The following is a 14,845-nucleotide window of genomic DNA, read 5'->3' on the forward strand; positions in this document are numbered from 1 at the left end:
TGGGAGAAAGGGTTAATGGAATAAAAGGAATTGGATTTATAGCAAAAAAGAGCTCCATGGTTGGAAGCTCTTTTTTGCTATCGTTTTTTTTAAAATAATATACAATGCTCAATGTTAAACCGCGACGGCGGACCGTTATCAATATTCAATAATGAAAATTGAAAATTATTTTATATCAATACTACGCTTCCTGAGTAACACCTACCAAATCGTGTTTCATTAAAAACTCAGCGATCTGAACTGTGTTTGTAGCGGCTCCTTTACGAAGATTATCTGCTACAATCCATAAATTTAATGTTTTAGGCTGAGATTCATCTCTGCGGATACGGCCTACAAAAGTTTCGTCTTTTCCGTGCGCTGTCAATGGCATTGGATAAAGAAAGTTTTTAGGATCGTCCTGAATAATAATTCCTTCCGCTTCACTCAAAATTTTCCTTACTTCTTCCAGGTCAAATTCATTTTCAAATTCTACATTAACCGCTTCCGAATGACCGCCAATAGTAGGAATACGAACAGTAGTGGCAGTTACAGCAATGCTGTCGTCACCCATGATCTTTTTCGTTTCGTTCGTCATTTTCATTTCTTCTTTGGTATAACCATTGTCGAGAAATGAATCAATATGCGGCAACACATTAAGATCAATCTGATGCGGATACACTTTTCCTCTGCTATGATCGCCTGCTCTTTCTGAAAACAATTGATCCACCGCCGCTTTGCCAGTACCCGTCACTGACTGGTACGTAGAAACAACAACCCGCTTAATTTTATATTTTTCATGCAAAGGATTTAAAACCACAACCATCTGAATGGTTGAACAGTTAGGATTTGCAATGATCTTATCTTCTTTCGTTAATGTTTTGGCATTAATTTCAGGAACTACCAGCTTTTTGGTAGGATCCATACGCCATGCAGAAGAATTGTCAATAACTGTAATGCCAGCTTCTGCAAATCTCGGAGCCAGTTCAAGAGAAGTTCCGCCACCGGCCGAAAATATGGCAATCTCAGGCTTGGCTGCTATGGCGTCCTCAAATCCGATCACCGTTATCTGTTTACCCTTAAATGTAACTTCCTTACCAACAGATCTTTCTGATGCAACGGCCAATAGTTCCGTCACCGGGAAATTACGCTCTTCGAGCACTTTGAGGATTTCGCCGCCTACCAGACCGGTAGCGCCTACCACTGCAATTTTCATTCTTGCATTAAGATTAAATGAATTATTTATTAAATACCGCTTTCTCAAAAACTGAATGAGAAAAGAGCCGCAAATTTACGAGGAAAATTAGAACAAATATTGTTTTTTACTGAATAACCGCGGTAAATTCTATCTCAACCAAATAGTCAGGAGATACGAGGCCTTTGATCTCATAAATTCCGGTTGTTGGCTTTATATCTTTAAAATAGAAACCGTGTGCACGCGCAATGTCATCAAAACGGGCAATGTCGGTGGTAAATATCCTGGTTCTTATCACATCATTCAAACTGCAACCCGCTTCCTCCAACACTTTTGCAATTCTTTCAATGATGTTATTGGTTTGTGCATAAGCATCATCTGCCTTCACGTTTTCACCATCCACAATAGCAACTGTGCCGGCAACTTCTACGATATTTCCAATTCTGACTGCACGGCAGTAACCCATTTTGTCTTCCCATGGAGAACCGGAAAGAATATTTTTTCTTGACATAAGATTGATAGTTGATATTAATAATTTCAGGTTGTAAAGATATTGAAGCCGGGCCTCAAACAATTAGCAGAACGTAATATATTCAGAGTTTACAATTTCTTCTTCTGGTTTGGATTTTTGTCCCGGTTCAGTTTCCATGCTGTTACACCAATATAAACCATACTTCCTCTTGCACCACCTTTTTTAATCAATCCGTTTACATTACTAAAACCTAAAAATACAGGCCCGAAATGACCAACTGCTCCAATTGACGGACGGTTATTTCCTTCAATAAAAGAAATAGGAAATGCAAAATCAGAATCTTCGTCTTCAAACCGCGGTGTTATGGTAAATGAATTCGGTTGATAAATATCCAGAGGTTCACTACTTCCGGCATTGTACCGTGCTGTTCCGGATAAGTTCAGGAAAAATCCTTTGACAAGCTGAATATCCGCTTCCAGATGAATTGCCTGCGGTAAGCGGACATTTTTGCGAAAAATAGTATCTGATTGTGCAGGTAACAAGCTCATAAAACCTTCCGGCCCCTTATCACTGATTGTTTCCAGGTCATTTTGACCTATTACATATTGATCCTGCCGACCACTTATTACGCGGTTATTCGTGGTCCGGTAGCGGATGGATCCTATATCCGTCAAAGAAACGCCAAGCCGCAGCAAATATTCGGGGCTTTCGTCATAGCTGTCTTTACCCTTTTTCCAATAAGATCCCAGTTCATAAGTCACACCCAGATCATAACCCCATCCCGAACCATATTTTTCAGGATCCAGTAAATTTCCCAGTTTCCTTTTTTTCACAACCTGGCTGTAACCACTTTCATAAGTCAGATTTGTTAATACCAGTTCGCTGGATTCTTCATTTCCTGTTTCCGGGCGAATCGTAAAATTGTCAGCATTGGCATTCAAATAACCAATTCTTGCTCCAAAAACTCTTTTTCCGGTAACTCCTACACGTAATTTATGCGATTCCAAATCCAGTAACTGGATGCCGTACGTAACACTAACATCAGAAAAACTTTGCTGAACAAGATTAAAATTCCCCCACGATTGGGCAGAAATTGACGGCGTATTTCCTGTATCAAGGCGGCGGAAGTAAAGATTTTGGATCGGGTCGGGAATATTATTTCCCTTTACATAACCTCTTGTCCTGAATTGTAATGCCAAACCCTGGTATTTATCAATAGCTATGGAAGCCGACGGCCAACGGATTTCACTCACCAGATAAAGCGGATCTTTATATGTAAGAGATCCCATCGTACGAGAACGCCCGTACAGTTCTTTGGTCGAATGCGGCGCCAGCAATGGATATAATAAGGAATTTTTACCAAGAAAAACAAAATAACGGTAATTGATACTGCCTCCGATTGTACCAATATTAATTTGCCATTTGTGCTTTGGCCCGCCAATTACAGATGGATTGTAGGTTGCGCGGTAAATTCCTCCATAATTGCTGCTTTCCAAGCCGGGAATTTGCTGGGCATTACTAATTTGAACTGCAAATAAAATGAATAGTGCTGTGTAGTATTTCGTTTTTTTCAAGACTTGATTTGTGTATTTAAAGTCAGTTTCCCGACTGAATCGTAATGTATAACTTCTTCCTCAATGAGCTGTTTTAATGTTTGCAGAAGAATTTTCTCTGAAATATTTTCAAAAGCCAAGCTCAAATCCCGCGGCGTAACAGCCATTTGCTGTTCAATATAAGACCTGATCGCACTGCTTAATTCTTCATTGCGTGTATTTTCACTTTTCCTGTTCATCAGGCATATATCGCAAACGCCACATTCTTTTGCATCAAATTCATTAAAATACTCCAGCAATAATAAAGTCCTGCACCGGTGTGTATGCGATGCGTATTGTATCACCGCTCTTGCTTTCTGCCGGTCTGTTTCCTTCTTTTTTCAATTTCGTATACATTTAAAGGAAGTAAGGAAGCATCGTATCTGGGAGTAAGGAATGTAAGCTGAGGCTTGTCTCTTTTGGGTTCATAATCAATCACATCCCGCTCTTTCAGAAATACCAGCTTTTTGTTAATTTCCTGTAATGGTGCAAAGTAAATCTGTGCAATTTCACTTTCTGATATCCGTACATATTCTGTAAAAAGCTCGCCGCCATATAACCGGAGCAACATTTTGATAAACGAATCAAATTCGCCGTAACGTATTTGAAAATCGTATAACTGACGGTTGTCAACGATAAAGTGTATTTTGGAAGTGTCGTTAAAATTTTCACTTAGCTGAATAAACCCTTCTTCTTCAAGCAATTTTAGTGCATAATGTGTTTCGCTGACCGGCAAACCGAAAATTCCTGCAAAGTCCTGAATGTCAAAACTAAAACTTTCAAATTCAGCTCCGCCAACCGGAATTTTATAGTAATTAGCCAGGGCCTGATACACTCTTTTTACAATTTCTGCCGAAGGATATTTACGTTCAACGCTTTCTGCCAGTTCTTCCAGGTCAATTTTGTTAAAAAGTGCAACCGCATAAGCCTTTTTTTCATCACGGCCGGCTCTTCCTGCTTCCTGATAATACGCTTCCAGGCTTTCCGGCAAATCGAAATGAATTACTGCACGAACATCCGGTTTGTCGATTCCCATTCCGAATGCATTGGTAGCCACTATGACCCTTACCTGGTTTTTTATCCAGGCCATTTGTCTTTCAGTACGGTCACGAAAAGGTAGCCCTGCATGATAACTTTGGGCAGGAATTCCTTGTCGGCTCAATGAATCCGCAAGTTCCTTAGTCCGCTTTCTGGTTCGAACATAAACAATGGCAGTTCCGGGGACATTTTTCAGGATCTGGATCAGTTTTCTCTCCTTGTTTTCCTCCATAAAAGCGGAATATGACAAATTAGCACGGGCAAAAGATTGTTTGAAAACCCTTGCCGACTTCATTTTCAGCTTGTCAAGTATATCTGCCCTTACTTCCTCAGTGGCTGTTGCTGTTAAAGCGATCACAGGTACGCCGGGAAGCAGATCACGGTAATCAGAAATAAGCAAATAGGAAGGGCGGAAATCATAACCCCAAGAAGAAATACAATGTGCCTCATCCACAGCCAGTAAGCAGATTGTCATACGCTTGGTGCGCTCAATCATGATATCGGTTCTTAAACGCTCCGGCGACACGTACAGAAATTTTGTGGTACCATGGATACAATTGTCAAGCGTAATGTCGATCTCGTGCCGGTTCATTCCCGAGTGAATAGCAGCAGCAGAAATACCACGTTTTTTCAACTGTTCAACTTGGTCTTTCATGAGTGCGATGAGAGGCGTTACAACAATACATACGCCATTCATAGCCATTACAGGCACCTGAAAGCAAATGGATTTGCCTCCTCCGGTCGGCAGCAACACAAGCGTATCCAGACCATTAAGAACCGTTCTGATTGCTTCTTCCTGAAAAGGACGAAACTGATCATAACCCCAGTATTGCTTCAGAACGGCATGAATGTCACTCATTTTTGACGAAATCAATTAAAAACAAATATAACATGGTGGAAAACAACGAATCAATTTCTTTGTTTTAATACGAAACTACTAACTTTACAACCGTTCATTTAATCCTTCCCGGCAACAGATTGGTTTTGCGTAACGTACCATTTTTTATCTTACACACCTATTTATGCGCATATCTATAATCATTATAAGTCTTTTTGCTTTGTCGGGATGCTCCGTTTCTCATTACTTAAAACGGGAAATGAAAAATTCACAGGTTTTGGGCCAGCAGCATACCGGAATTTCTATCCATAACCTGAATGACAAAAAAGCAATAGCATCTTATCAGGATAATAAATATTTCACTCCGGCGTCCAATACCAAGCTTTTTAGCTTTTATGCCGGATTATGCGCTTTAGGTGATTCCATTCCCGGCCTTGAATATCTTGAATGGGGCGAATTATTAATCATCCGTGGTACAGGAGATCCTTCCTTATTACACCCCGACTTACCTCACAGCAAAGTTTACGATTTTTTGAAAGGAAGAAAAGACCAGATATTTTTTACCCCCATTAATTTTGAGAACAAACGTTTTGGTCCGGGATGGGGCTGGAGTGATTACAATGATTATTATCAGGCTGAAGTTTCTCCAATGCCGGTTTATGGAAATTTTGCACGTTTTACAGGGGAAGGGTCTCAAAAATTTAAGGTCGAACCAAGCTTCTGGGGCAAATCATTAATAGCCGATACTACTGCTTCGGGAATTGAACGGGAAGAATTTCAAAATATGTTCCATCATTCCAGGTTAGGTGTTCCGCAAGGGCTGAGCCAGGATGTTCCGGTACGCATGTCGGATCAGTTAACAGTACGGTTACTGAGCGATACTCTGAAAAAAGAAATAAAACTCATTCATATTCCGATTAATCTCGAACTGCAAAAGATTTACAGCATTCCTTCAGATTCATTGTATGCGCGGATGATGCAGGTAAGTGACAATATGCTTGCCGAACAACTGATGTTAATTTATGCTTCTGCAAACGGCTTACCACTTAATACAGAAAAGGCTATTGAACACGCAATTGCGCACCATATGAGTGATTTACCTGATCCATTGCTATGGAAAGACGGATCAGGGCTTAGCCGGTACAACCTTTTTACACCCCGGACTATTGCTGCCCTGCTTCAAAAGATTTATGATAAAGTACCTCAGAAAAGGTTGTTTCATATTATGGCAACGGGTGGAAAAACCGGCACTTTAAAAAATCTTTTTAAAGATGAAAAACCATTCATTTTTGCTAAAACAGGAAGCCTTAGCAACATTTATGACCTCAGCGGATTTTTAGTAACAAAAAAAGGCAAAATCCTCATTTTCAGCTTTATGAATAATAATTTCACCAGGCCAACCGGTGAAATTAGAAAAGAAGTGGAACGTATCCTGACTGGCATTCACCAGAAATTCTAATCCTCAATCTGCTTTTCAGGTTGAGCCGGCACAACAGATGGTATTGTGCCCATTTTTCCTTACCAGCAAATAAATATTATATAATCCCGGCTCTATTGTGGCTTTATGAAAACTGGTATAAGCTCCATCTGAATAATCCTTCGCTGTTGTAAAAAAAAGCCTTTTCTCCCTATCTGGAAGAAATCAAGGTGATAACCGGAAAAACCATCAAACCATTTCCATAGGTAAAAGTGTCAGCAATAGCCAGAATTAATAAACCGGCAATATATCCGGCTCGTAAACGGTCAATTAAAGCGACGTAATTACAAACAGTAACACACCGAAATTGCAAAGAGAACGGACACCAAAAAAAATATTTTCATAATATTGGGAATAGCGCAAAGAAGAAACGCAAACCAGATTTTAAAATAAGGAAGGAGATTTGAAAGTATAAATTAATGGATTCTTACGGTAAATTATGCAGGATATTAAACTGGTTGAAACGCAATTTTCAACCATTGAAATAATTTAATTTTCAGTTTCTTCCTCTACTGAAGCACGCGGGTCTTTGGTATAATCGTATAGCAATTTGCCTTTTTCATCCCATTCGCGTAAAACAAAAGGCTCAAAATCATCGTCCCAGCTGCTTTTAGGATACTGTATTTCTTTTTTGCGCTGACGGCGAAACTGATAATATTCTACCCAGCGGCCAATTTTTTTACCTTCGTCGTATTTTCCGCTGGCCATGAGCTGGCCTTCTTTGTAAAATTCAAGAAATTCTCCTTCTACTTCTCCAAATGTAACCGGGACCACTTCTTTAATTTGTGAATGTGCTGAATCATAATAAGTAATTCGCGCTTCGGCCGGAAACCCTCGGTTCCAAACCGATTTATCAATCAGATTGAATTTGGTATCATATTTTGCCCAGCGGCCATCTTTCAGTCCCATGTAATAAAATCCTTCTTCAATCAGATTTTCTCCTGAATATTTTTTATAGGAACCATGTAATGGAAGTGCCTTTTCCTTTTCTTTAATAAGCGCAGAACTTAATCTTTTACTTTTTGTATCGTACCAGCGTGTTTCCGTGGCACGTACGTAGGGATTCAAGGGTTTGTGTTCTTTTAAAATATGGAATGATTCAACAGTTGCTCGTTCGCCGCTTCCGAACTTGACAGACATACTTTCCATTGGAATGCCTTCATATTGTACTTTTGCCAGTTTTGCCTTTTCTTTTTTGCGTTTCCTGTCGGCTTTCTGGTTTTTATATTCTTTAACCCTGAGTCCAAGATCAGGAATTTTTTCACCAAAAAGAGAAGATATAGATCCTGATTTATTATTCCCGCCTGGCACGGCAGTGCCGGTTACCGGATTAAGACCGGAAACAAATGATTTTAAATCACTCAGCCCACCTTTGCGGGCAGCAGCTGTGTCCTTTTTAACAGTCTCTTTAGGAAGCCACGAAGGTGTGGATTCTTTCTCTTCAGACTGTGCTGAAACCGTTCCAAACAGGAAAACAGTTAGAAAGCACCAGATTAGAATAACACTTTGCATGTAAATAGGATTTTTCTTAAGCACAAGTTTGTTACTTTTGTAACGAATTGATCTCAACGTTATTGATTTTGTACTTACAAATTTAGATAAACACATTGGAAAAAAGCGCTAAAATTTACATCGCGGGCCACAGAGGAATGGTTGGCTCTGCCATTCACCGTAAGTTAGTTAGTGAAGGCTTCACTAATTTCGTTTTCCGCACCTCTTCAGAACTTGATTTGCGTGAACAAGAACTTGTCAGAACTTTCTTTGCAACGGAGCGTCCTGAATATGTTTTTCTGGCAGCAGCGAAAGTTGGGGGTATTATGGCCAATAATATTTATCGTGCTGAATTTCTTTATGAAAACCTTCAGATACAAAATAATATTATTGACGCTGCTTATCGTAACGACGTAAAAAAATTAATGTTTTTAGGCTCTTCCTGTATATATCCAAAACTGGCACCTCAACCGCTTCAGGAAGATTCACTGCTGACCGGCATACTGGAATCTACGAATGAACCTTACGCGATAGCTAAAATTGCCGGAATTAAAATGTGTGAAGCTTACAGAAGCCAGTATGGCTGTGATTTTATATCTGTAATGCCTACCAATTTATATGGCCCAAATGATAATTATGACCTGAACAAGTCGCATGTACTTCCTGCCATGATACGTAAATTTCATGAAGCAAAAGAAGAAAACAAGCCATTTGTTGAGCTTTGGGGTACAGGTTCTCCTTTGCGCGAATTTCTTCACGCCAATGATCTTGCAGACGCGTGTTACTTTTTAATGCAGAATTACAGTGAGCCAGGATTCCTAAACGTCGGAGTTGGAAATGATGTAACAATTAAAGCTCTGGCCGAAACAATACGTGAAATTGTTGGCTACGAAGGTGAAATTCACTGGAATTCAGACAAGCCGGATGGTACTCCACGTAAGCTAATGGATGTAAGCAAGTTACATGCTCTGGGCTGGAAACATAAAATCGAGCTGGAAGATGGAATTCGAATCACTTATCAGGATTTTCTGCAAAAAATAGAAACCTACGCGGTTTAATCAAATTGTTGAAAATGAGTGACAAATAAGTTAAACCTAATAATCAAACACTAAAATCTATTTTCGCCTACTATAATTCTTTTTTTAGCAAATTTACAGTATATAATTACAAGATAATTCGGGAAACTAATTAGTTTTGCAGCGTCTTAGAAAATGGACACTCAATAAACCTAGTCGAAAAAAATGTCTTCAATTATAAAGTTAGACCAGATAGATCGTAAAGTATTAGAGATTTTACAAACTAACGCTAAAATAACTAACGCACAGCTATCAAAAGAAATCGGGCTTTCCCCTGCACCAACGCTTGAAAGAGTTAAAAAGCTTGAACAATCAGGTATTATTAAAAGTTATCATGCGCAGCTTGAACCTGATAAAGTAGGATTAGGAGTAAGTACTTTTGTACAGATTTCCTTAGTTGGCCATAGAAAAGCAGTTACAGAGTCATTTGTAGAGAAAGTACATGCAATACCTGAAATCATCGAATGCCATCATATTACGGGTACCGGAGATTTCCTGCTAAGAGTTATTTCTAAAGATATTAGTACGTACCAGAAACTCATGCTTGAAAAAATCAATGAAATTGAAGAAGTTGCCAGCACCCAAACAATGGTGATTCTTTCCACTTTCAAAGAAACCAAAGTATTGCCTATTCCTTGAGAATAATATTTGGAATAATACATTTAAAACAGAAGGTCGGCTCCGATATGGAACCGACCTTCTGTTTTAAATTAACGTGAAGATTTTATATTGAAGCGTCAGAAAGCTAACAGCTATCAACCAGCAACTATTATTGGTGCTGTTCGCGCAACAGATCATTTACCGTTTTTACCGGATTGAACGTAATCAAAGGAACTTCAACAAAAATTGTGTTCCAGTCGGCCATGGCACCATTCCATAAACCTGGTAACTCCTGTGCTTTCAGCTCTTTACCATCTTTCGATTTTCCGGTGATAAATCCGGTCAAAGGATCTCTGAATTTTTTAAGATCGTACAATTCTCCTGCTCTGTTTTTAACAGCACATACCAGATCTACCGGATTAAAATGAGTGGAGTTCTTGAAAATACTGTTTTGATCAGCGTCGTCTACATCTACCTGTGCGGATTCAACTACCTGAAGAGAAGAAGACCCATCTGCATTTTCAGCCCAAAAAGGCCCTCCGCCTGGTTCTCCCTGGTTTTTCACCATGCCGCATGCACGCAATGGCCGGTCCAGTTTTGTCAAAAAATATTCTCTTTTTTCAGAATCATCCCAATCTGCAAACGCTACCGGAGGAATTACACATAATTCTTTTTGGAAAAATGTATCTATTTCAGCCAGTAAATCTCCGTCCGTTGAACCAACGAGATGATTTAAATAATCAAAAATACGTTTCTGATATTGAAGAACGATTCCTGCCAGTGCTTTTTTGTAAGTAATGGTTTCTTCTTTTATGCGATCAGGCACTACATTATCAATATTTTTGATAAAAATAATATCTGCATCCAGCTGACCCAGATTTTCTAACAATGCACCATGCCCGGCCGGCCGGAAAAGAATACTTCCGTCACTTTCTCTGAAAGGAGAATTATCCAGATTAACCGCAATTGTATCCGTTGAGCTCTGCTGTTCCGAAAATGATACAAAATATTTTACCCCAAACTGGCTTTGATAACCAGGAAGCACTTCTACAACCAATTTTTCAAATTTGTCGCGATGTTCGGGAGAAACAGTAAAATGGATTTTTACCTGGCCTCCTGCATTTGCATATTTTGCGCCTTCAACCAGATGTTCTTCTAATGGCGTACGGGAACGATCCGTATAGTTATGGAATTTTAACAGCCCTTTTGGCAATTCTCCGTATCCCAAACCTTTATTAGTAAGGAAATAAGAAACAATTGTTGATTCATCCGCTGACTTAATATCATATCCGTCGGAAGCTAAAACCGTTTTTAAATCATCATAAAAAGCAAATTCTGAAAGTCTGGTAAAGAATTCGTCAACTGATTTATCTTTTTTCCTTCCTGCAAAAATCCAAAAAGGGATTTAAACATACGTGTTGCTGCTCCCGAAGCAGGCACAAATTTTAATAAAGCAATTTCACCATCTGAAGTACTTTTGTCAAATTCACCGACAACCTCTTTTATTTGCTCATCCGTAAGCCTTATAATGCCATCACCAACCGTAGCCGCTTTTGAAAGTTGTAGAAAAGGAAATCCGTTTACAAAATATTTTATTTGTTCTTCCACCACACTGGCGTCGCTTCCGCGCTCTTTAATCTGCGTAATATCTGCTTCAAGAAACATAAATCATTTGTTTAAATCTAAAGTAAAAAATTACACAGCCGCAGAAATGTTAACTAATTAAGAGTTCTGCGGCTGTATTTAAGCTAATAAGGTAAAGCTTTGGATAAACATAGTATAACTATAATAAAAGATTTATTTTATTATACGGAGTTTAGCAAAGCTAAGTAACAATGTTTTTTCGCCTACTGTATCAAATTTTACGGTTGCTTTACGGTCTGTTCCGTTTATTTCCATTTTTATAACCGTGCCAAAACCAAATTTCAGGTGTTCTACCTGATTACCTTCTGCAAGATCTTTGGTATCACTTGGCTGGAAATCGCCGGAAGGAACGTGTGAAGATGCAGTTGTAACAGGTTTTGGCTCAGTTCCTTTACGCGGCCCTAGATTTTTTACAAATGCCATCGGCGAATTTACTGATTCACGATCACGGCCTCTTTGTACAGCGACAGAAATATTCAGGAATTTCGGATCTACTTCTAACAAGAAGCGGCTTGGCTCACACATTTTCAGGCGGCCCCATTGGTAGCGACTTTCGGCATAAGAGAAAGTCAGCTTCTGTTCGGCTCTTGTAATAGCCACATAAAACAAACGCCTTTCCTCTTCCAGATCCTGCCGGCTTTCAAGCATCATCTGGCTTGGAAAAAGATCTTCTTCGAGCCCCACTATAAACACATTCCGGAATTCCAATCCTTTTGCAGAGTGGATCGTCATCATAGTAACCCTATCATGGTCTTCATTATCATCCGGCTCGTCCGCATTGGTCAATAAGGAAACTGATTGTAAAAATGCACCCAGCGTTTTATCTTCATTTTCTTCGTTGTCAACAAATTCTTTAATACCGTTAAGTAATTCCTGGACGTTTTCATAGCGGGAGAGCCCTTCAACTGTTTTGTCTTCATACAATTCTTTAAGGAGTTTAGACGCTTTGGCAATATGAGAAGAAATCTCATATGCATCTTTTCCCTCCTCGATCATGATCTTGAAGCTCTTGATCAGTGTTGCAAAATCTTCGATTGGTGTAATTGTGCGGCCGGTAGCATAGTTGCCTATATTCGCAACCACTTCCCATATCGGTACATTGTTTTCAGAAGCCGTTACTGTAATTCTTGCAACAGTCGTATCACCAATTCCGCGTTTAGGCAGATTTATAATTCGTTTGAAAGCCTCTTCATCCCGCTGATTGACAGTAAATCTTAAATATCCGAGAAGGTCTTTAATTTCTTTTCTTTGATAAAAAGATTGTCCACCAATGATACGGTATTTGATTCCAAGTTTACGTAACGCTTCTTCAAAAGACCGGGATTGGGCATTCGTACGGTAAAGAATCGCAAAATTTTCATTCCTTAACGCTTTCTGCATTTTTTCTTCAAAGATTGCAGTGGCTACCAACCTGCCTTCTTCATTATCAGAACCTGCTTTGATGACATCAATCAGTGATCCTTCCTGATTAGCGGTAAAAGTTGTTTTTTCCAGCTGCGATTTATTGCGGGCAATAACTGAATTGGCAGCATTAACAATTGTTCCGGTTGAGCGGTAGTTCTGCTCCAGTTTGATCGTCTGAACATCCGGAAAGTCCTTGGAGAAATTCAGGATATTCTCAATATTGGCTCCCCGAAAAGCATAAATACTCTGAGCATCGTCACCTACTATACATATATTACGATGAATTCCTGATAATTTACGTGTAATCAAATATTGTGAAACGTTGGTATCCTGAAACTCATCTACCATAACGTGCATGAATTTTTGCTGGTATTTAAGTAGTACATCAGGAAAATCACGAAAGAGCACATTGGTATTAAACAACAGATCATCAAAATCCATGGCATTTGCCTGAAAGCAGCGTGTCGCATAAGTTTTATAAATTCTGCCAATCTCTTTCATTCTTGCTGCATCATCGTCTGCCTGAATGACTGGATTATTGATATAATCATCCGCAGAAACCAAACGGTTTTTCGCACCCGATATCCGGTTGAACACAACATTGGCCTTATAAACCTTATCATCCAGATTGTATTCCTTAATAATACTTCTCAGTAATGATTTGGAATCGTCGGTATCATATATAGAAAAGTCACTGGTATAACCGAGGAACCTCGCTTCAATCCGCAGCATTTTTGCAAATACAGAGTGAAAAGTCCCCATCCATATATTTCTTGCTTCCATTCCCACCGCACCTTCAATACGCTTGCGCATTTCTCCCGAGGCTTTGTTGGTAAATGTCAGGGACAATATTCGGAAAGGATCAACTCCATTTTCGATCAGATGCGCTATTCTATATGTAAGAACCCTTGTTTTTCCCGATCCTGCACCGGCTATAATCATCAAAGGTCCATTTCCATGAAGTACGGCATTACGCTGCGGTTCATTCAGGGTCGACAAATAATCATTCTTGCTCAATCTCTCCAATTTATTTTCTTCTATTGTCTTCATTCGTTCCAGGCAAAAGCCAAAGTTAGGAAAAAGCATGAAATGCTTTCTCTTCTATATATGTATGATAATACTAAGTTTGTTACTTTACAACAATTCAAAACATAGTATAAAACAGAACGCCGGAGCGGACTTATTGGTTTTGATGCTATCCGGATATAAAACTGTTTGTCCTTTTTTATAAATTTCCGGAAGAGAATGAATATAATTATTAAATAACAAAAGCTGAAAGCCAATAGCCGAGAGCAGATAGATATGAATTTAACTGATGTAGAAGACCAGCCTCTTGAAATGCAATGGGAGTATTTACTGGAATCTCTTAAAAGCTTGGTGGGAAGCCGTCCGGCAGATCTCAACGGCGTGCTGTTTTTGATAGGGGTACAGGAACTGGGCCATGGAGCAAGAAGATTTACCAAAGAACAAAAGCAGGATCTGATGCATATAGGAATATGTAAAGTGTTAAGCCTGTCTTCCTATTATATATATGAGCATACGGATAAAGACGGCTGGCCGCATTACATCCTGAACCGTGCTTTGCCACAAGGAGGTATTGACAAGCAGGAAGCATTGTTAAAGATGCATGTGATTGAGTATTTTAAAGGAATCTAGGGGGAGTACATGTCTTTTTGCAGTAAAACGAACTTTACCTGCTTCTGAAAGTATATGTATACTCCTCAATAGCCAGAGTATCAGTCAGTGTAAGGGAATTGATATAGAGTTCATCGAATTCGTTAAAGACCTTTCCGCTAGCGACAGAGCGGTATAAATACGGCCCCATCCCGTAATAATTCTCAAACATGTGAGCTTTCACGATCTTATAATTATAAACGGATAGCTCAATTTCTGAATAATCTCCATAACCAACCATCAAATTATCAACCCGAAATAGGCCATCGTACCAAGGTGGCCCCAATTCACTTCTATACTTATTCATATTATAGATCAACCTTGCATGCTCAGAAGAAATCCTTCCCTGCTCTATAGAACGAAATATA

Annotated in this window: 12 protein-coding genes and 1 pseudogene (1 of these 13 running past the window's edge); 4 read left to right on the plus strand and 9 right to left on the minus strand. The window is 39.3% G+C overall.

What is annotated here, in order from left to right; all coding sequences use genetic code 11:
• Window positions 1-181: 181 nt before the first annotated feature.
• From KZC02_RS15585 to KZC02_RS15600, 5 genes are all read right to left on the minus strand, one after another.
• On the minus strand, window positions 182-1,192 hold the full coding sequence (locus KZC02_RS15585; protein WP_221389571.1) for an aspartate-semialdehyde dehydrogenase: 1,011 nt from the start codon (window positions 1,190-1,192) through the stop codon (window positions 182-184).
• 106 nt (window positions 1,193-1,298) lie between these two features.
• Entirely contained in the window at window positions 1,299-1,682 is a 384-nt protein-coding gene (locus tag KZC02_RS15590; RefSeq protein WP_221389572.1) for a RidA family protein, read from the minus strand.
• Window positions 1,683-1,771: 89 nt separating this feature from the next.
• Complete coding sequence (locus KZC02_RS15595; RefSeq protein WP_229253613.1) at window positions 1,772-3,217, minus strand: DUF5723 family protein; 1,446 nt, start codon at window positions 3,215-3,217, stop codon at window positions 1,772-1,774.
• Window positions 3,214-3,540, minus strand: a complete 327-nt coding sequence (locus tag KZC02_RS32950; RefSeq protein ID WP_310590310.1) for a RecQ family zinc-binding domain-containing protein — start codon at window positions 3,538-3,540, stop codon at window positions 3,214-3,216. The genes KZC02_RS15595 and KZC02_RS32950 overlap by 4 nt, the downstream gene beginning before the upstream one ends.
• The gene (locus KZC02_RS15600; RefSeq protein WP_310590311.1) at window positions 3,537-5,132 is read right to left on the minus strand and encodes an ATP-dependent DNA helicase RecQ; all 1,596 of its coding nucleotides are present in this window, start codon (window positions 5,130-5,132) and stop codon (window positions 3,537-3,539) included. Before KZC02_RS15600 ends, KZC02_RS32950 begins: the two co-directional genes overlap by 4 nt.
• A gap of 238 nt (window positions 5,133-5,370) precedes the next feature.
• Between KZC02_RS15600 and KZC02_RS15605 the strand changes: the two genes are divergently transcribed.
• The gene (locus tag KZC02_RS15605; protein WP_229253614.1) at window positions 5,371-6,570 is read left to right on the plus strand and encodes a D-alanyl-D-alanine carboxypeptidase/D-alanyl-D-alanine-endopeptidase; all 1,200 of its coding nucleotides are present in this window, start codon (window positions 5,371-5,373) and stop codon (window positions 6,568-6,570) included.
• Window positions 6,571-7,077: 507 nt separating this feature from the next.
• Here KZC02_RS15605 and KZC02_RS15610 read toward each other — a convergent pair.
• On the minus strand, window positions 7,078-8,100 hold the full coding sequence (locus KZC02_RS15610) for a toxin-antitoxin system YwqK family antitoxin (RefSeq protein WP_221389574.1): 1,023 nt from the start codon (window positions 8,098-8,100) through the stop codon (window positions 7,078-7,080).
• Between the two features lie 95 nt (window positions 8,101-8,195).
• Between KZC02_RS15610 and KZC02_RS15615 the strand changes: the two genes are divergently transcribed.
• Together KZC02_RS15615 and KZC02_RS15620 are read left to right on the plus strand one after the other, a co-directional pair.
• On the plus strand, window positions 8,196-9,137 hold the full coding sequence (locus KZC02_RS15615; protein WP_221389575.1) for a GDP-L-fucose synthase: 942 nt from the start codon (window positions 8,196-8,198) through the stop codon (window positions 9,135-9,137).
• Window positions 9,138-9,320: 183 nt separating this feature from the next.
• Window positions 9,321-9,794, plus strand: a complete 474-nt coding sequence (locus tag KZC02_RS15620) for an Lrp/AsnC family transcriptional regulator (RefSeq protein ID WP_115834344.1) — start codon at window positions 9,321-9,323, stop codon at window positions 9,792-9,794.
• A gap of 130 nt (window positions 9,795-9,924) precedes the next feature.
• Here the strand turns inward: KZC02_RS15620 and KZC02_RS15625 are convergent.
• Window positions 9,925-11,420: pseudogene (locus KZC02_RS15625) on the minus strand (DUF4301 family protein).
• A 132-nt stretch (window positions 11,421-11,552) separates the two neighbouring features.
• Window positions 11,553-13,853 carry an ATP-dependent helicase gene (locus tag KZC02_RS15630; RefSeq protein ID WP_221389576.1) on the minus strand — a complete coding sequence of 767 codons (2,301 nt, stop codon included), beginning with the start codon at window positions 13,851-13,853 and terminating at the stop codon, window positions 11,553-11,555.
• Between the two features lie 252 nt (window positions 13,854-14,105).
• Here KZC02_RS15630 and KZC02_RS15635 point away from each other — a divergent pair, with 252 nt between their 5' ends.
• A complete protein-coding gene (locus tag KZC02_RS15635; protein WP_221389577.1) occupies window positions 14,106-14,459 on the plus strand; it encodes a hypothetical protein in 354 nt (117 codons plus the stop codon).
• Window positions 14,460-14,493: 34 nt separating this feature from the next.
• On the opposite strand, the gene KZC02_RS15640 is transcribed toward KZC02_RS15635, so the two are convergent.
• Window positions 14,494-14,845: the 3' portion of a hypothetical protein gene (locus tag KZC02_RS15640; protein WP_221389578.1), read on the minus strand. The gene runs 317 nt beyond the window's last position; 352 of the gene's 669 nt are visible here — the last part of the coding sequence; its start codon lies beyond the right edge, outside the window — the gene reads right to left on this strand; it ends in the stop codon at window positions 14,494-14,496.

Origin of the sequence: Dyadobacter sp. NIV53, from assembly GCF_019711195.1 — a bacterium.
In the GTDB taxonomy this organism is placed as follows: domain Bacteria; phylum Bacteroidota; class Bacteroidia; order Cytophagales; family Spirosomataceae; genus Dyadobacter.